The sequence below is a fragment of the Phormidium tenue FACHB-1050 genome, from assembly GCF_014696925.1.
Lineage (GTDB): Bacteria > Cyanobacteriota > Cyanobacteriia > Pseudanabaenales > Pseudanabaenaceae > Pseudanabaena.
The window spans coordinates 1-17799 of record NZ_JACJQY010000052.1 but is presented as its reverse complement, the minus strand read 5'-3'; the positions used below and the strand labels follow the sequence as shown (position 1 = coordinate 17799).

General features: G+C 42.2%; 14 protein-coding genes. 6 read left to right on the top strand and 8 right to left on the bottom strand.

Going from position 1 to position 17799, the window contains the following annotated elements; genetic code table 11:
* Window positions 1–79 precede the first annotated feature (79 nt).
* From H6G05_RS21775 to H6G05_RS21755, 5 genes are all read right to left on the bottom strand, one after another.
* Window positions 80–2098, bottom strand: coding sequence for a pentapeptide repeat-containing protein (locus tag H6G05_RS21775; protein WP_190581486.1), 2019 nt, complete (start codon window positions 2096–2098; stop codon window positions 80–82).
* Window positions 2099–2508: 410 nt separating this feature from the next.
* On the bottom strand, window positions 2509–2904 hold the full coding sequence (locus H6G05_RS21770) for a hypothetical protein (protein ID WP_190581484.1): 396 nt from the start codon (window positions 2902–2904) through the stop codon (window positions 2509–2511).
* 432 nt (window positions 2905–3336) lie between these two features.
* Window positions 3337–3612: a hypothetical protein gene (locus H6G05_RS21765; RefSeq protein WP_190581482.1), complete on the bottom strand. Its 276-nt coding sequence runs from the start codon at window positions 3610–3612 to the stop codon at window positions 3337–3339.
* Window positions 3609–4217 (bottom strand): ParA family protein, encoded by a 609-nt coding sequence (locus tag H6G05_RS21760; RefSeq protein WP_190581480.1) that lies wholly within the window; start codon window positions 4215–4217, stop codon window positions 3609–3611. Before H6G05_RS21760 ends, H6G05_RS21765 begins: the two co-directional genes overlap by 4 nt.
* A 120-nt stretch (window positions 4218–4337) precedes the next feature.
* Window positions 4338–4625, bottom strand: coding sequence for a hypothetical protein (locus H6G05_RS21755; RefSeq protein ID WP_190581478.1), 288 nt, complete (start codon window positions 4623–4625; stop codon window positions 4338–4340).
* A gap of 400 nt (window positions 4626–5025) precedes the next feature.
* Between H6G05_RS21755 and H6G05_RS21750 the strand changes: the two genes are divergently transcribed.
* From H6G05_RS21750 to H6G05_RS21730, 5 genes are all read left to right on the top strand, one after another.
* Complete coding sequence (locus H6G05_RS21750) at window positions 5026–7713, top strand: type I restriction-modification system subunit M (protein WP_190581476.1); 2688 nt, start codon at window positions 5026–5028, stop codon at window positions 7711–7713.
* Window positions 7710–9005: a restriction endonuclease subunit S gene (locus H6G05_RS25915; protein WP_199310723.1), complete on the top strand. Its 1296-nt coding sequence runs from the start codon at window positions 7710–7712 to the stop codon at window positions 9003–9005. The genes H6G05_RS21750 and H6G05_RS25915 overlap by 4 nt, the downstream gene beginning before the upstream one ends.
* A complete protein-coding gene (locus H6G05_RS21740) occupies window positions 9002–10660 on the top strand; it encodes an ATP-binding protein (RefSeq protein WP_190581474.1) in 1659 nt (552 codons plus the stop codon). The genes H6G05_RS25915 and H6G05_RS21740 overlap by 4 nt, the downstream gene beginning before the upstream one ends.
* 74 nt (window positions 10661–10734) lie before the next feature.
* The gene (locus H6G05_RS21735; RefSeq protein WP_190581472.1) at window positions 10735–13857 is read left to right on the top strand and encodes a type I restriction endonuclease subunit R; all 3123 of its coding nucleotides are present in this window, start codon (window positions 10735–10737) and stop codon (window positions 13855–13857) included.
* Window positions 13858–13867: 10 nt separating this feature from the next.
* Window positions 13868–14548 (top strand): M48 family metallopeptidase, encoded by a 681-nt coding sequence (locus H6G05_RS21730; RefSeq protein ID WP_190581471.1) that lies wholly within the window; start codon window positions 13868–13870, stop codon window positions 14546–14548.
* A 63-nt stretch (window positions 14549–14611) separates the two neighbouring features.
* Here H6G05_RS21730 and H6G05_RS25690 read toward each other — a convergent pair whose 3' ends face one another.
* Entirely contained in the window at window positions 14612–14746 is a 135-nt protein-coding gene (locus H6G05_RS25690; RefSeq protein ID WP_277874781.1) for a hypothetical protein, read from the bottom strand.
* Window positions 14747–15167: 421 nt separating this feature from the next.
* On the opposite strand from H6G05_RS25690, the gene H6G05_RS21725 reads away from it, so the two are divergent.
* Complete coding sequence (locus tag H6G05_RS21725) at window positions 15168–16904, top strand: bifunctional DNA primase/polymerase (RefSeq protein ID WP_190581470.1); 1737 nt, start codon at window positions 15168–15170, stop codon at window positions 16902–16904.
* Window positions 16905–16939: 35 nt separating this feature from the next.
* On the opposite strand, the gene H6G05_RS25910 is transcribed toward H6G05_RS21725, so the two are convergent.
* Both H6G05_RS25910 and H6G05_RS25905 read right to left on the bottom strand, forming a co-directional pair.
* Complete coding sequence (locus tag H6G05_RS25910) at window positions 16940–17134, bottom strand: DUF29 family protein (RefSeq protein WP_322096417.1); 195 nt, start codon at window positions 17132–17134, stop codon at window positions 16940–16942.
* Window positions 17107–17352: a DUF29 domain-containing protein gene (locus H6G05_RS25905; RefSeq protein ID WP_322096416.1), complete on the bottom strand. Its 246-nt coding sequence runs from the start codon at window positions 17350–17352 to the stop codon at window positions 17107–17109. The genes H6G05_RS25910 and H6G05_RS25905 overlap by 28 nt, the downstream gene beginning before the upstream one ends.
* Between the last annotated feature and the right edge of the window lie 447 nt (window positions 17353–17799).

The window sequence follows — 17799 nt, the reverse complement described above, 5'->3', positions numbered from 1 at the left end:
TAGTCATCTTAGCGTTTCGTGGCACTAAATTGCACGTATCCTGTAGCTACCCCAACTACAGAATACATAGTTAGCCGTACTACCCTAAGCCAAATAGATTTGCAATCATAGGCAATAATTTATTACACTCTTCAAGCAATTTTGGAATAATAGAAAGAGTTCCTCTCAACATAGTAATCGCCGCATCAACAGCGTCTTGAATTCCTCCCGAAGATGGATTTTGACTTACCTCTGCTAGCTTTTGAATCTGTTTTAAGGCTTTTACTTTATCTTTGTCAGATAGTTCAGTACTACGTTCAATCGTTTCCTTCAGTTGCTCTAGCAGTTCCTTAATGCCTTGTTGCTCTGGTTGAGATGACGATGGTAACTGGTTGATGATATTTGTGACATTGCCGCTCATTTCACGTAAACTTACGACTGCGTTTTCGGCACTGATATTAAAGTCACCACCAACACTAATATTTTGGCTTTGATCGTTACTGTCATTCATGGACTTACTCTCTGCTGTAGCTTTAACTTCGATAGTAACAGGGCGATTAGCTAACTTGTTTATCACTAATAATAGATCCGAATTTTGCTGACGATAAATAGCTAGCTGTTCATTTGCACCTCTCAACGACAAATCATACCTTGCTTCAAGTTTTTCGAGTGCAAGTTCATAATTCTGCATTCCTTCATGATGGATTTTAGCCTTATCAGCATTATTAGGAACATTAACCCTAATCACAAAAACGCCGTCACCTTTATTTTCAATCCTCTGAATTATCAGGTCTACACCTTCATTCTCCACTCGTAGTTTTTGAAAGGCATCAAGAAAAGCCCTCCAGTCAATACCATTACGAAATATGAAATCTACTGTATGTAAAACTTCTTCAAATAACTTAGTAAATTCATCTTCTACAAAGCTCCCACTACTAGGACGACGTTCACGATTATCAGTGTCTTTTTTTGGCTTCTCTAATAGATAAACATAACGACACTCGACTCGATCCAACTTAGTACTATCTTCAATATTCCAAGCTTCTAGACAAACACCTGTCATCTTAGCTTCAGTAAAATCAGTACCTATTGCCTGAGTTAAAACTAGGTTTGCATCTTCTAAATTAGCTTTTCGGAATGTCGCGTCACAAATATTTGCACCTTTAAGATTTGCACCTTTGAGATTTGCATTATTCAGATTTGCTCCTTTCAAATCAGCATTTGTAAAGTCTTTTTCTTTATTATCTTTAGTTTCTACAAGTAATTTTCTTACTCTAGGATCTTGTAGTATTGTGTCCTCAAATCTTGCTAAATCCAAATTTTTCGCACCTTGAAAACTTGCACGAGTTAAGTTAGCTCGCCTAAAGTCTGTATGTCTTAAATCCGCTTCATCAAAACAGGCATCGGTTAAATCAACTCCATAAAATGATGTCCCATTAGTAGCTGCCCAAAACACTGCTAATTTTCTAATCCATACAAATTTGGGAGAGTTATTAATAGCTTGTCGTGCAATAATAGACCCAGTAACAATAGAAATAAGAGCAGTAACAATAGTTATAGAAAACTCCCCTGGTTTTCCTAATGGAGGTTGATTAACTGCAACGAATGAGGAAGCAGAAGCTATAAAAATAGCTCCTATAATAGCAATAAATTCGCATACAATGCCACAACATAAGGATGTAAAAGCTAATAGTAATGCTTCAATAAAAATAGCAAACCAAGCTAAAGATATGCTAAGAAAAAGGAAAAAAGTTGAAAGCCACACCCCAAAATTTCTTTCAAAAATAATTCCAATAACACCACTTACTAGAATTGAAATTGCAATAATGCTAAAAGTTGAAAGCTTAAAACCACGCGCTATAAGCAGTACTAAACTAAAAAAGAATACAAGACCAAATAAATAATAATGATCTGTAATACGAATTATAACTGCGGCAAGTGTATCTCCTGAAAAAACAGATAAGACACCAGACAAAGAAGTTATCAAAATTGCTAAAAAGCCTATTAGAATTCTCAGTAAATCCTTATGACCTGCTTTTGCTTTGTTAAAATTCTTATCATTTAGAACTTTCCCTTTATATGACTCGCCACATATATTTTTCAGGGTTTGGATTCTCATATTGTTTGATATTAATAGGACGGGAGCATCTCACTTTGGCGTAGTCCAAATTTTCCTGAGCCTAGAACAAGGGGCTTAAGCCCCTTGTCTTTACCAAATTTTCTAAAGTGAGATGCTCCCAATAGGACTTATACAAATCTAACGAGTTTTTATTCATAATCTCGATACTAGTCAACTAAATTGGAATGGAAGTATAAACTACTAATTTGCTGTAAATCACTACTAAAGACGAGAGCGGTAGCCCTATCTCGATAAGTTAAGAAACCATTTAAGAATTACATGACGCATGAAATCTCGTTCAAAAGTCAGTGATAAAGACTTCTAAATCCCCCAATCCTGGGGGACTTAAATCTGGTTTCCCCCAGAATTGGAGGACTAGGGTGGCTAAACTCACAATTCTCAAATGCTTTCTAACATCCAAAGAGAGCACATATAATTGAACTAGAATCATCACGGTCTCTGTCGTTACTCAACTTGACACCCAGTGTAAGTGGTTGAGTTTGCCAACCTGTAAGGAGGCTTATATCACTCAATTGTTCTGAGGTCAGTCCTTCCTGTTCATCCAATTTTTGTTTGGCTATATCAGCAACTCTAGATTTATATGATTCAACTTCAGATTCAGGCACTGTTAATTCGATTATGGATGTGCCTAAAGCTTTAGCAATAGCCCTAACATGAGGAGTTAGCTCTTCCGTAAGTGGAATAGGCTGAGATCCTTGAGATTGAATTGCAGTTAAAGCTTCCAAGAGCTTATCTAGACTTAAACCTTTTTGTTCTAAGATTTCATTTATACGAAGGTTAGCCATAAGTTTATTATATTAATGATATTAATAGACATCAAGATGCTATTTGAAAATAAGGCTTTAAACCCTCATTTTTTATGATCATGTTTGAGGAATATTATAGTTTTTTGAATTCTCAAACTAGCTCTAAATATTTTATAGCATGAGTATAAACAAAGGGGAAAAATAGACTGACTAGCTATACCTTCTAAAAACTGCCACTGAATATAAACGAAATTTATATAACTGCGATCACCATTTATAAAAAACGTTGACGATCACATAAAAACAAAATCAATTTACACAAAAGAGACCCTCTTTTATAAATTTGTTTCTCGATTTATATAAAACTCGTTATTGTCGCTAGGGGTAATAAGTTATAAAAAAGCAACCTTAACCGATTTTGGCTAGGTTGCTTTTTTGTGGAATGTGCGATCGCTATTGCCAACATTCAAGTTAATCAGCATCACCATACTTAGCAATCAAAGCCTCAATGATTACCTGAGTTAAATTCGTATTGTCCTTTTTAGCCTCTACGCCCCAATGCTTACGCCGCGCCTTACTAACCTTGATGGTTAGATTTGCCATTTCTGGCTTACCAGTATCCTGTAATTCTGTATTACTGTAATTCTGGCTTTCTGTAATACTGGCTTTCTGTACTTCTGGTTCACTGGCTCTAGCCGCGTCAATAATGCCTAAAAAGCTAGTCTTAACCTTTTTCTGTGCGCTCATTTCAATAGCTCCTCTATTTCCTTACCCAAATTTTGATAGTCAGCCCATGCAATCCTCAAACGTGCATCATCGATATCGCGGATCGGGACACCTGCTAAAGCTGCCTTTGGAAAACCGACAGTGCGCCGAATTGTGGTTTTAAAAACAGGTACGCCGCCTAGCTCTAGTTCATCTCGCATCTGTTTACCCTCGGTGCTAGGGTGTGGCGGTACGATCGTCACTAAGGCTCTGAAATTAGCTTTAGTCGCTCCTAAGTCTCTAGCAATTTCTAGCATTGGTTGCAAACTGAGGACATCAGGAGCAGTAGGCAAAATCATTAAATCGCACCCTTTCGCTAGTTCCTTGAGATCGTCACTGTCTGGTCTGGCTGGGGTATCGATAATTATGTAATCGCTACCCGCAACAAACTTAACCGCTTGCCTTTGATCGACTGCGATAAATGGCATTTTGTTTTCGCCACGTTCTGACCATGCGATCGCCGTTCGATTCGGATCTCCATCAAGTAAAACGGTTTTACCCTTATCGCTGAAATAGGTTGCAAGGTGTACGGAGGTAGTCGATTTTGCGACTCCACCTTTGTACCCTGTAACGGTGATTATTTTCATGCCAGTAGTACATAAAACTGCAATTACAGAATACCAGAAAACTGTATTTATGTATTTACATATAACCCAAAAAGGGATCTCCAATTGGAGATCCCTTTTTGGGTTATATAGGTAGATCAGCTATTTAAAATCAGGTGACTGTTTTAGTTGTTTTTGGACATTTATTTTATCTTTATCATCAATTTGCTGCTTATTACTAATAATATCTATGATTTCCTTTACTTCACGTAATTTAGGATAAATCTCATCTATGTGTACTGTACCAGTAAATAATCCTATGGTAGGAATCAATGCTATGCCTAGCTCAGTTAATGCTATGCCTAGCTCAGTTAATGCTTTCACCAGAGAGGTTAATGATTTGGTAAAAGCTGTAGCCTTGTCAACTTTATTTTTTATGTTTGTTAACATAGTGTTTTTATGAGTCAGCGTTAAAGAATATTTCTCTGACTTATAGGCAAATATATTGTTTTAGTGATGAGAAAAAGTAGGCAATGTTTTTGGTGTCTGCCATGAAATATTTGTGAAATAACTGAGCATTGTTTTTCTAACCTAAACAGGTATGAAACTCTCATTTTGAAGGGGAGGAGAATAGCGATCGCTAGGTAGCGCCATTACAGAAAGCTGTGATTACAGAAAGATGTAATTGCAGAAAGCTGTAATTATGTAAATTAAGGTTTAATCTGTTGTTAACACCAGATTTCGGCTATTCTGTGAAGGCGATCGCATAACTGGCATTTATTTCAAGGCTAGGTTTATGTAGCTTGTCATCTGTGGTCTTGGTGAAATTTTAGAGTTTGGACGAATAACCTTGCAGCAAGAGAAAATTACCCTCAGTCAATTAGAAAATTTTCTGCTGAAGTCAGCCGATATTTTGCGGGGCAAGATGGATGCTTCGGAGTTCAAGGAGTTTATCTTTGGGCTGTTGTTTATTAAGCGGTTATCGGATGAGTTCGATCGCAAACGGGAAGAGATTAAGAAAACGACCTATGCTCATCTGGCTAATGAACCTGAACTTTTAGCTGAATTACTGGAAGATAAAACTTCCTATGGTGAGACGTTTTTTATTCCGCCTCGCGCACGTTGGCATGAGGCTTGGGTGGATGAAGAGGGGAATCAAGTACCGCCTCTGAAGCATCTCAAGCAAGATATTGGCAATATGCTAAATAAGGCGATCGCCGCGATTGAGGATGCTAATGATGCCTTAGTAGGAGTGCTGAAAAATAATATTGATTTCAATGTGACTAAGGGCAAAACCAAGATTCCTGATCAGAAGTGGAAGGATTTGCTGGATCACTTTAATCAGCCTAAGTTTGTGCTGGTGAACGATAACTTTGAGTTTCCTGACTTGTTGGGGGCTGCCTATGAGTATCTGATTAAGTTTTTTGCGGATAGTGCGGGTAAAAAAGGGGGAGAGTTTTATACGCCTTCGGAGGTGGTGCGGCTGTTGGTGCAGTTGGTGAAGCCAGAGGCAGGAAATACGATCTACGATCCGACGGTGGGTTCGGGTGGTTTTTTGATTCAGTCCTATCAGTATGTGGAGGAGCAGGGACAAGACCCGAATAATTTGGCGATGTATGGGCAGGAGTCCAATGGTACGGTGTGGTCGATCTGCAATATGAATATGATTTTGCATAACATCAGTCGTTTCACGATTGAGAATGGCGACACGTTGGAAGATCCGTTAATTCTGGACAATGGGCAGATTCGCAAGTTCGATCGCGTCTTGGCTAATCCTCCTTTTTCGCAAAACTACAGCCGCGCTAGTTTGAAGTTTGCAAATCGCTTTTGGGAGTTTTGTCCTGAGTTGGGCAAGAAAGCGGATTTGATGTTTGTGCAGCACATGATCGCTAGCCTGAAACCTAATGGTCACATGGCGACGGTCATGCCGCACGGGGTGTTATTTCGTGGGGGGAAAGAGAAGCTGATTCGGGAGGAGTTGATTAAGAATGATGTGATTGAGGCGATTATTAGTTTGCCGTCGGGGTTGTTTTATGGGACGGGGATTCCTGCCTGTGTGCTGGTGGTGAATAAGAGTAAGCCCGACGAGTTTCGGGACAAGATTTTATTTGTGAATGCCGATCGCGAATATGCCGAAGGTAAGGCTCAGAACAAGTTACGTCCTGAAGATATTGAAAAAATTGATTTTGTATTTACCCACAAAAAGGAATATCTCAAATATAGCCGTTTGGTGAGTAAGCAGGAGATTGTGGAGCAGCATGATTACAATCTGAATATTCGCCGCTATGTGGACAATACGCCCGAACCTGAACCCGAAGATGTGACGGCGCACTTGTTGGGTGGGATTCCTGAGCGTGAGGTTGTGGAGCGATCGCTTGATTTTGCGAAATTTAAGGTGCAGTCTGAGACGTTGTTTCAGTCGTTGCGCGATCGCTATTTAGCTTTTGGGTCAGAGATTACAACCAAGGCGGCGATTAAAACGACTTTGGAAGCGGATGCCAATCTAAAAAGCACGATCGCCGATCATTATGCTGCCCTAAGAAAATGGTGGCAAGTGGCGCGGGATGATTTTGCGATGTTGTCTAACGATCTGGGTGAAAGTAAGAAGATGCCAGAGGTGCGGCGGGAGTTGCTGACTGGTTTAAAGGATAAGCTGATTGGTTTGGGGGTGTTGGATGAGTTTCAGGCGGCGGGGGTGTTTGTCAATTGGTGGCAACAGATTCGCTATGACTTGAAGACAATTATTAATACGGGTTGGCATCATACGCTAATTCCTGATGACTATTTGATTAGGGAGTTTTTTGATGCTGAGGTGAGGGAAATTGATGAGCTAGAGGGTCGCATCAGTGGGTTACAGGGGGAACTGAGTGAGGCGATCGAGACGGCGCAGGAGGTAGTGAACTATGAACCAGATGAGGATGAATCGGTTACGGCGGCAACCATTAAGAAAGCGCTGAAGGATGCTATGGACGATCTGAAAGGTTCGGGTGGGGCTTCGGCGGTGCGGGAGTTGGCAAAATATCGCGAGGCTCATGATGCGATCGCCAGTCTCGAAAAGCAGATTAAGGATTTAAAGGATGAGGTAAAGGATAAACAATCGGAACTAGATTTAAAGTTACGGTTAAAGCGGCTGGGGGCTGAGGAGTTTCAAGGGGAAACGCGGGAATTGTTGGCGCAGTTAGAGAGTCAAATGGCGGCGCTAAATCCTGATGATAAAAACTATAAACGCAGTCTGACGGCTTTGACTAAGGATAAGTCTGTGTTAGAGGCGCGGTTGTTGCGGGTTGACGATTTGTTAGAGAAAATTGGCGGTCAATTAACGACTGAGGAGGCAAAGGTTTTGATTTTGCAGAAGCTCTATGATTGGGTTAGGGAGCAGTTAACTCGCTATTTGAATGGGGCTAAGCGATCGCTGATTGCTGTAATTGAAAATCTTTGGGATAAGTATGCGGTGTCGAGTCAGGAGTTAGATGCGGAGCGATCGCAGACTTTGTCGGAGTTAAATGAGTTTTTGAGTAAGCTGGGGTATTTGTTGTGATTGCTGTAAATGAGTGGACAAATAGCAGTTTAATTTCTCTGCTTGACGTTATGAAATCTGGGGGAACTCCAAATACATCACGCAGTGATTTCTATGGGGGAGAAATTCCATTTGTTTCAATTGAAGATATGAGTGCAACTAGAAAATATTTGCAACATACTGTCAAAACTTTAACAAGAGAAGGATTAAAAAATTCAAATACTTGGTTAGTTCCTGAGAACTCTCTACTGTATTCAATATATGCAACGCTTGGGCTTGTTCGTATTAGTAAAGTTACTCTAGCTACGAATCAAGCAATATTAGCGATGATTGTTAATTCTAAATTGATTGATCAAGAGTATCTCTATTATTGGTTAGAGTATGTTCGTGATTCTGTTATCAATTTATCTTCACAAACAACACAAAGTAATTTAAACGCTACAACTGTAAAGACTTTTATTGTTCAACATCCAGAAAACAAAAAAGAACAGGAAAAAATTACTGAGGTTTTATCTACGATTGATCGCGTGATCGCCCAAACCGAAGCCATCATCGCCAAGCAGCAACGCATCAAAACGGGACTAATACAGGACTTGCTCACCAAAGGCATTGATGAAAATGGCAATATCCGCAGTGAAGCCACTCATGAGTTTAAAGATTCGGCGATCGGGCGTATTCCAGTTGAGTGGGATATGTCATCTCTAGAAGAATGTTCCCATCGTGTGGTTGTAGGTCTAGCTTCATCTACTACTCATGCTTATAGAGATATAGGCATACCGATGATTAGAAATCAAAACATACGAAAAGGCTATTTTGACGATAGAGAAATTCTATATTTAGATCCGAAATTTGTAGCATTATTTCCAAATAAAGCAACACAAGAGAGAGATGTAATTACTGTCAGAACAGGGGTAAATGTGGGAGATACAGCGATAGTCCCGAAAAAATATGTTGGCTCTCCAACTTTCACTACACTAATTACTTCAACAAAGAAAGATTACCTTCTTCCTGAATATTTAGTATGGTATGTTGCGAGTCAACTAGGTCAGTCGGAACTAAATCGAATTTTAGTTGGTGGTGGTAAAGAAAATCTAAATGTTGGTCAACTCATAAAATTTCGAGTTATTCTCCCGCCAATAGAAGAGCAAAAGCTTATAGTTAAACACATTGAACTAATCCAATCTCAACTTGTTAAAGAACAAAGTACATTAACCAAACGAAAGAAAGTTAAAACTGGACTCATGCAAGACCTCTTAACTGGCAAAGTCCGCGTTACCAACCTCCTCAAAGAAAGGGAGCCAGCCAGCCTATGAGTTCCCCCATTCCACCCCGCGAAACCCTCACCGTTGAATTTAAAAGCGATCTTAAAAAGCTCTCAGATCGTGACCTCATCGAAGCAATTACCTGCCTCGCCAACACCGACGGCGGCGAACTTTGGTTAGGCGTAGAAGACGATGGCACAGCCACAGGACTACATCCAGAACACCGACAGCTAAACGGATTAGTGGGCTTAGTTGCGGCGCGTACATCCCCATCCCTCACCGTCCAAGTCGAAACCCTCACCATTGAAAAGAGAGAAGTTGCTCGGATTCAAGTCCCACAGGCAAAGGGAGAAGTCGCCACAACCAACGGCGTATATTTGCGCCGTCGCCTCAAACATGACGGAACACCCGAATGTGTCCCCATGATGCCCCACGATCGCACCAGTCGCGCTAGTACCTTTGGTTTAGACGTATCGGCTCAACCCGTTGCAGGTAGCACCCTCCAAGACTTTGACCCCCTAGAACGCGAACGCCTCCGCCAATGTATCCAAACCTATGGCGGCGATCGCATCCTTTTAGAACTTGATGACGCAGACCTTGACGGAGCATTAGGACTGACCACCCGACAACCAGACGGGAGCCGCATCCCAACCCTGACAGGATTACTTCTCATCGGACGCGAAACCGCCCTGCGTGACCTCGTACCCACCCATGAATTCGCCTTTCAAGTCATGGCACAGCAAGCCGTCCGCTTTAACGAATTTCGCCGCTTTCCCCTTCTCAAAGCCCTCGACTGGCTAGAAACCAACTTTCGCCCCTACAACCCTGAAGAAGAACTACAAGTCGGTTTATTTCGTGTCCCTGTCCCCAAAGTCGATATGAGTGCCTTTCGAGAGGCGATCGCCAATGCCCTAATTCACCGTGACTATCACCAACTCGGAGCCGTTCACATTCGCCTAGAAGACGATGCCCTTGTCATTAGTAACGCTGGTGGACTAGTCGATGGTGTCACCCTTGCCAACCTCCTCACTACCGAACCCCGTCCCCGCAATCCCCGCCTTGCTGATGCTATGAAACGGATTGGGCTAGTTGAGCGATCGGGACGAGGTATAGACAGCATTTATCGCGGCTTACTCAGATTTGGCAGACCAGCCCCCAACTACAGCAATACAGATAGTAAAAATGTCGTTTTGCGTCTTTCCACCGATGCCGCCGATCTAGAATTTCTTAAACTGGTAGTTGCCGAAGAAAACCGCCAAGGTCATAGCCTGCCCATTGATAGCCTCATCGCCCTAGCCGCCTTGCATGAAACCAAACGACTAAGTGCCGAAGAGTTGGCAAAATATATTCAAAGAGATATCCTCCAAGCTAGAAAAACTTTAGAATCGCTCAATGAAATCGGATTAGTCCAAGCGCATGGCATCACCCGCAGTCGTACCTATACCCTAGCCCCCACCGTTTACCAAGCCGCAGGACAAAAAGCCGAATACACCAGACAAATAGGCTTCTCGAATCTCCAAAATGAACAATTAGTCCTCAACTACGCCGCCCAACATGGGCAAATCAAGCGATCGGATGTTATGGATCTCTGTCGTCTCTCTGAAGGACAAGCAAAAGAATTGCTTAAACGGATGAAGAGTAAGGGAGCTATTATCCTAGATGGCAAAGGGCGCAGTGCCGTTTACAGGGTTAATTTAAACGGATGAAATCGGATGTAAACGGATGAAGCATCCGATTACCGCGACAAATTTATGAGCCTTTATGAGCCAACTTAAATAAAATGCAACCAGATAAAACACCACCAGCCATCAAACTCGATGAACGTAACCACGTCGAAAAGCCATTACTCGATCAACTAACTGGCTTGGGCTGGGAAGTGCGCGACCTCGATCGCACTCAAAAACCACAAGATAGCGATCGCGCCAGTTTTACCGAAGTTGTCCTGTTGCCAATCTTGCGCCAACAACTGCAAATCATTAACCCTTGGCTCGAACCAGACCAGATCGAAGAAGTCATCAAACAACTAACCGCCAACTTTCCGAGCAATAACCTTCTCGAAAATAACCGCCATCTCTTCACCCTCCTCCAAGAAAATACCAGCATCTCCGAAAACCGTAAAACAGGCGAAAAAAGCCCCACCGTTAAATTTGTAGACTTTGCCAATACCGCCAATAACTCCTTTATCGCCATTTGCCAATTTAAGATCCGTATTCTCGGCACAGAAAACCACATCATTCCCGATATTGTCCTCTTTCTCAACGGCTTACCCGTCGTTGTCATCGAGTGCAAATCGCCCAAAGTACAGGATGCAATACCAGAAGCGATCGACCAACTCATGCGCTACAGCGAACAACGCGGCGCAAAAGGCGAAGGCAACGCCCCCCTATTTTTTTATAACCAGTTCATCATCGCCACCTGTCGCACCGAAGCCAAATTTGGCACAATCACCACCCACAACCAAAAATACTTTTATCGCTGGGCTGACCCATTCCCCCGCATCCTCGAAGACCTCGATCACGGAGCCAGTAGCCCCAACGATCAACAGCGTCTTGTCGCAGGAATGTTAGACCAAAGTAACCTGCTTGAAATCATCCGTAACTTTACCCTCTTCTCCGTCAATGACAAAGGCGAAACCATCAAAATCGTGGGGCGTTACCAACAATTTCGCGCCGTCAAAAAAGCAATCAACCGACTACTAGAAGGCAAAACCCCGCGAGAACGTAGCGGCATCATTTGGCATACCCAAGGCTCAGGCAAATCCCTCACGATGATGTTTATGGTGCGAGCCATGTACCGCCATCCTAACCTCTGCCAATGGAAAGTTATCTTTGTCACCGATCGCACCCAACTAGAGCAGCAACTAGCCGAAACAGGTCAAAATGTCGGCTTCACCGTCAAACCAGCCGATAGCATTGCCGCACTCAAAGAACTATTGCGAAGCGACTCCTCCGACCTAGTGATGGCAATGATCCATAAATTTCAAGAGCGCGATCTTGCCGAAACTTTCCCCGAACTCAACACCAGCACCAACATTCTGGTAATGACCGATGAGGCGCACCGATCGCAATACAGCCTACTTGGAGCCAATCTCGACAAAGCCATCCCCTACGCTACTCGCATCGGTTACACAGGCACACCCATCGACAAAACTGAGCAGGTCTTTGGTGACTACATTGATAAATACACCATGCGCCAAGCGATTAGCGATAAAGTCACCCTCGAAATTGTTTATGAAGGTCGCACCCATAACGCTGAAGTACCAGACCAGTCAGCGATGGATAGCGCTTTTGAGGATGTTTTTAGTGACTATAACCTTACCGAACGCCTCCAGATTTTAGGTTACGGTTCCCGTGATGCCTACCTCGAAGCCGAATCAACGATCGCCGCCAAAGCAAAGGATATTGTTAACCACTATTTGCCATCCATTTTCACCAATGGCTACAAAGCCCAAGTAGTCGCTACCTCTCGCGAAGCCGCCGTCCGCTACAAAACCCACATCGATATAGCTTTAGCTGATGCGATCACCCAACTAGAAATATCTAATCCTCATAACATCAATCTCGAACGACTCAAAAAGCTTAAAACCGATGTAGTTATTTCAAGCAGTAACAACGATTTACCCCACCTAAAGCCCTACACGAACGACCCAAAGACTAAGATTGCCAGCTTTAAACTGCCCTTTGATAGCGAAGATAACGGCATTACAGGCGATATCGGTATACTCATCGTCAACAATATGCTGCTTACTGGCTTTGATGCTCCTGTTGAGCAGGTGATGTATCTCGATAAAGTCATCCAAGCCCATAGTCTGCTTCAGGCGATCGCCCGTGTTAACCGTGTTGGTGGGGCTGATAAAGACAAAGGTTTTGTTGTCGATTATGTAGGCGTAGGACATCACCTCAAGAAAGCCCTCGATAGCTATGACGAACGCGAACAAAAGGAAGTTGAAGACACCCTTAGTTTTCCTGAAGCAGAAATTCGTCTGTTAGAAACAGACCATCGGACGATTATGGAAATGCTTGCCGAAAATGGACTAACTGACCTAACCGATACGGATGCTTTCTACGATCTCTTCTACGACGAAGATATTCGCTTTAAATATATTCTTGCCTTCAAGCAATTTACCCGTAGCCTGAACCTCGTTTATCCCGCTAAAGAAGCCCTTGCATTTATATCTGATCATCAGGCACTAACCAACATCAACATCCAAGCTGAGCGACACTTTCACGATTCTCGCCTCAGTATGAAAGGTATTCCCGCCAAACTCCGAGCAATTACCGATGCTTACCTAGTTTCCACAGGCATCGATCTCAAAATTAAACCAATCTCAATCCTCGATGAAGACTTTGAAAAGGAAGTCAATCAGCGATCACGCACCAAAACCAAAGCCGCCGCGATCGAACACGCTCTCCGTCACCACATTGATATTGATTTAGATGATGACCCCGATCTCCAAGCATCCTTTGCGGCAGCCCTTGCCCAAATCCTCGAACAATTTAAAGACAACTGGCAACAAATCTACATCGAATTAGAGAAACTCCGCCAACGGGTCAGAGATGCAGAAAATGAACCCACCTATGGCTTGCACAAGAAAAAGCAAATGCCCTTTTTCAGAATGTTCAAGAGCGAGCTTTTTGGCAATACCGAACTAACCGAAGATCTGATCGCCCAAAACGTAGCATTAACGCAACAAGTGTTTATGGTGGTTGAGCGCGAATTACAACTAGCTGGTTTCTGGGAAAGTATTCCCGCCCGTAATAAACTCAAGGCGGAAATTCAAAAAATTCTCTTGTCCCCTGAATTTAAGAATCTACCGAACATCATCAAAAATCGCAATCAGATCATCTCGCGAGTTATGGAGTTAGCCGAAAAAAATAGCGATCGCATTCTATACGCTGACTAAATTAACCAAAATGAAACTTGATTACGCAGTCATCTACTCCTCAAAACGCAAAACGCTCACGATTACAGTTGAGCGCGATCGCTCCGTTGTCGTCAAAGCGCCCACAGGCACATCACCCGAAAAAATTAATGCGATTGTTGAGTCTCGCAAACTATGGCTGTACCAGAAAACTAACCACGAACAAAAGTATCACCCACCTCTCCCCCCAGGAAAAGAATTAATCAGTGGTGAGTCTCTACCCTATCTAGGACGCAACTATCGACTAGAGCTATCAGACAGTATCAAAGAAGTTCAATTTATCAGTAATCGATTTTTAGTACCCAAAACCCAAGCAAATCATCGCGGCGACATCTTTAAAAACTGGTACATCAAAAAAGCTGAAGAGAAAATTCTCCCCCGCGTTCAATTTCATGCCCAACGCATGGGGACAGAGTTCAACCTAGCCAAGATTACAGACAGTAAATATCATTGGGGTTCCTGTACGCCAAAAAACAACCTAAATTTTAACTGGCGATTAGTCAAAGCTCCCATGTTTGTCATTGACTATGTAATCGTTCACGAATTAGCCCACCTGATTGAGCCTAACCATACGCCTCGTTTCTGGAACATCATCAAAGCTCAATTAGCCACAATGGACAAAGCTAAGCAATGGCTAAAAGATAATGGCGAACTATTAGAGCAAAATTTATAACAATTAATCATTTTTAGAATAGCAAACAGACAAAATTGGGACTGATTCGCAACCTCGTAAAAATCAATAACTTGCAGAAAACTTCAAAGTATCATCCGCACCACGAACAACCCCATAACTCTTGAGTGAATCGATAAAAGCAATCTGCACCAGTGAGGCGATCGGTACATCAGTCAAAAATCGAGATTGTTTCAACAAATCCGAGAGATCGATGTATGCTTATTCTGAGGTTTTTTATCCAAAGGAGGATCACAGATAAAATGTATCCCTTCAAAAGCAAAAAGCCAGTGCCTGAGAACCACTAGCTTCTTGACTACCCGAAGGTATCTATTCAATTAAATAAACGGAAACGGACAGATATTGCTTTAGCTGGGCAAGATTTGTTCAATGCTTTCTTATATCTTAATGCAAGATATGAGTTTGGCAACAGTTTTTGCTGGAAATTTTTTCAAATTCAGCAAAAATAATTATTGAACACATCTAAAAAATCTGTCTGTTTCCTGATTGAAAACGCTACAACCTTTACAATCAGGACAATCCAGATGTATTTGAAAATTCAAGCCTTGCCCAAGCAAAATGGCAAGGAAAAAGTATTTAGCAATCGTGCAGGAGGTAAAAATTGACTTACCTCCAAAAAGATCTCAATTCAAGCCGCAAATCTTCATATAAGACCCTACTACCTGCTGATCTGATCGAGCAAAAATTTGCAGCACTATTCCCGCACGGATGGGAATGGCTAACTAATCGAGACGGACAATGGACCACCAACACCAAATATCCCCTAACGCCCAGAGACCTAATTGAAAAATGGCGATCGCCAAACGAGATCATAGGCGTAAGATTTGGCAAAGAAACCAGCTACTTAATGCTAGACATCGATGCAGGCAGCCAATACCACCCACAACACAACGAACAAGCCCTAACAGCAATCCGCGCCGCCATGGAAAGCATCGGCTTAGTACGCCATATCGCCATCCAATCATCAGCCTCCCAAGGACTGCACCTATACTTCCCACTGCCCTACAGCATCAACACATTTAAACTAGCCTGTGCCGCCCGCCATGCCCTAGAAAAAGCCAAACTAACCATCAAAGACGGAACCATCGAACAATTCCCCAACACCAAAGCCTTTAACACCCAATTCAAAGGACATAGATTACCCCTACAAGAAAGTAGTTATATCCTCAACGACGACCTCCAGCCCCACAGTCAAACCCTAGAAACATTTCTAAACCTATGGGACCAAGCCGCGATCGCCCAAGATCTAGAACTACTAGAAACCGCAATTGCCAAAGCACCAAAACCAAGAACCTATCAAACTCAACCACAGGGCAAAGGTACAGAATGGAGAGCCAACATCGAAGCAAGAATTGAGATCGGCTGGACAGGCAAAGGACAAACCAACGAAATGTTATTTCAAATCGCGATCAAGCATCGCGTCTTTGACGGGATTGACGATCCACACGAACTAGCCCAAGCGATCGCCGCAACTGCCAAAAACTGCCAAGGATTCTACGAGCACTCCAACCACACCAGAGAAATCGAAAGCAGAGCGCTTTATACAGCCCAAAGCGTAATGATTACCCATTATCCCTACGGTAGCCAAGCAACCAACCAAAACAACCTCCCAACCAAGAAAAATCAACAAGAAAAACAACCAACAGCCATCGAGCGAATTACCCAAGCAATCGCACAACTAAACGATCTTACCTTCAGCAAAGTTCGTGAAGCGATCGCCGCAATTAGAGCGATCGCCAAGTGCAGCCCCACCACCTTATACAAACCAGAAATCAAGAAACTATGGCAACCCCTAGTAAAAAGCTGTAACACAACCTCTAGCAACAATTTCAGACCAACAGAAACAGAAAAACCAGAAAATCAGACAGATTTCCAAAAGCCTAAAATCATTACAGAGAGCCTTGTTACAGGTAAAGCCACTAATGAAGTGTTTTTAGTTGAATCAGAAGAAGAAAAAATTAATCAATTCAACCCTATCCCTTTGCCCGAAGTCTCCAGATTTTCTGATGAAAGCTTAAAACCCATACATGAAAAAGAATACAAGCCAATTATGACTTTTAATCAGGCAATGGCGATCGCGTCAATTTGCCCCAGTCCACCAATACCCGAAAACTCCAAATGCTACAAACCCAAAGAGATACCACGACAAAATCCATCAACCGTTGAAAAAATTCAAGTAATTGTGAATGCTGATCCAAGCAAAGCGCGATCGCAATTGGCAATGCTCAAAGCTAAATTACTAATGCCTTGGCTTAAAGCTGAGGAGAGATTTCAAACTAAAGAAGCGATCGTTTGGTTAGAGAATTATCTGGATAAGAATTGTCTTTTAGATGCTTAAAAATGGCTTAAATCAGGAAAAGTCGGATCGAGAATCTATTCGATAGTGAATGGGCATTCCGCAGGGAGATCTTTGTAATTTAATGGGGTTTCCCGCACGACCAACGCTAAACTTGATACAAAAGCCGAGGCAATCACTTTGGGTAAATATGGCTTCAGGCTAGGGTTTTCCTTTAATGATTCTGATGATTTGTCCCGTTGCTCTATAGCTCTATAATAGTTGCCTTCCAACTCTTGCTACGGTTGTCTGGCTGATATTGCCATTTCAGAAGATGTCCGATTAGGATACCTAGACAGTTTCTCAACTCTTGCCGTTGTTGCTTGCCCAAAGACTCAATTTCTTCCACCAAATTTTCAATATCTAATTCCTGCCATTTTCCAGAATTTAATAGATTAGATTGCTCCAAAGTCCAAGCATAAAAATCTGTATCGTAAAGTTTTGCTGCCATTCTTTTTAACCCTCTTAACGTGACATAGAAGCCTTTCTACAATGTAGAGATTGTTAGCAGCAATGCGATCGCCATTCTATAGATAACAATACTTGCTCCGATCTCAAAATTTGGAAAGAAAAAGTTGGTTAGTTGGTCACGAGAGAAAAGCGCGATCGCTATTGGCAATGCTCAAAGCCAAATTACTAATGCCTTGGTTGAAGATAGCTTGAATCAAAAGCTAAACTCTATCAAGTTTAGCCTGTCAGAAAATGTGAGATTTAAATTTAGGAGATTTTTAAAATCTTTTTTCCAAGCTTTTATGCTCAAAACTATTTGACATTTTGAGGAAAATTTTTACTAAACCTGTCGAGTAACACATTACTTGTCGCCGTTAACAAATTAGTGTCGTTATTAATAATACTAGAAGTATACAGATATCTTCTTATTGTTAACAAATTAATGTCG

Coding starts and splice junctions, on each gene's coding strand:
- H6G05_RS21775 (WP_190581486.1), bottom strand. CDS start 2,098: ATGAGAATCCAAACCCTGAAAAATATATGTGGCGAGTCATATAAAGGG.
- H6G05_RS21770 (WP_190581484.1), bottom strand. CDS start 2,904: ATGGCTAACCTTCGTATAAATGAAATCTTAGAACAAAAAGGTTTAAGT.
- H6G05_RS21765 (WP_190581482.1), bottom strand. CDS start 3,612: ATGAGCGCACAGAAAAAGGTTAAGACTAGCTTTTTAGGCATTATTGAC.
- H6G05_RS21760 (WP_190581480.1), bottom strand. CDS start 4,217: ATGAAAATAATCACCGTTACAGGGTACAAAGGTGGAGTCGCAAAATCG.
- H6G05_RS21755 (WP_190581478.1), bottom strand. CDS start 4,625: ATGTTAACAAACATAAAAAATAAAGTTGACAAGGCTACAGCTTTTACC.
- H6G05_RS21740 (WP_190581474.1), top strand. CDS start 9,002: ATGAGTTCCCCCATTCCACCCCGCGAAACCCTCACCGTTGAATTTAAA.
- H6G05_RS21735 (WP_190581472.1), top strand. CDS start 10,735: ATGCAACCAGATAAAACACCACCAGCCATCAAACTCGATGAACGTAAC.
- H6G05_RS21730 (WP_190581471.1), top strand. CDS start 13,868: ATGAAACTTGATTACGCAGTCATCTACTCCTCAAAACGCAAAACGCTC.
- H6G05_RS25905 (WP_322096416.1), bottom strand. CDS start 17,352: ATGGCAGCAAAACTTTACGATACAGATTTTTATGCTTGGACTTTGGAG.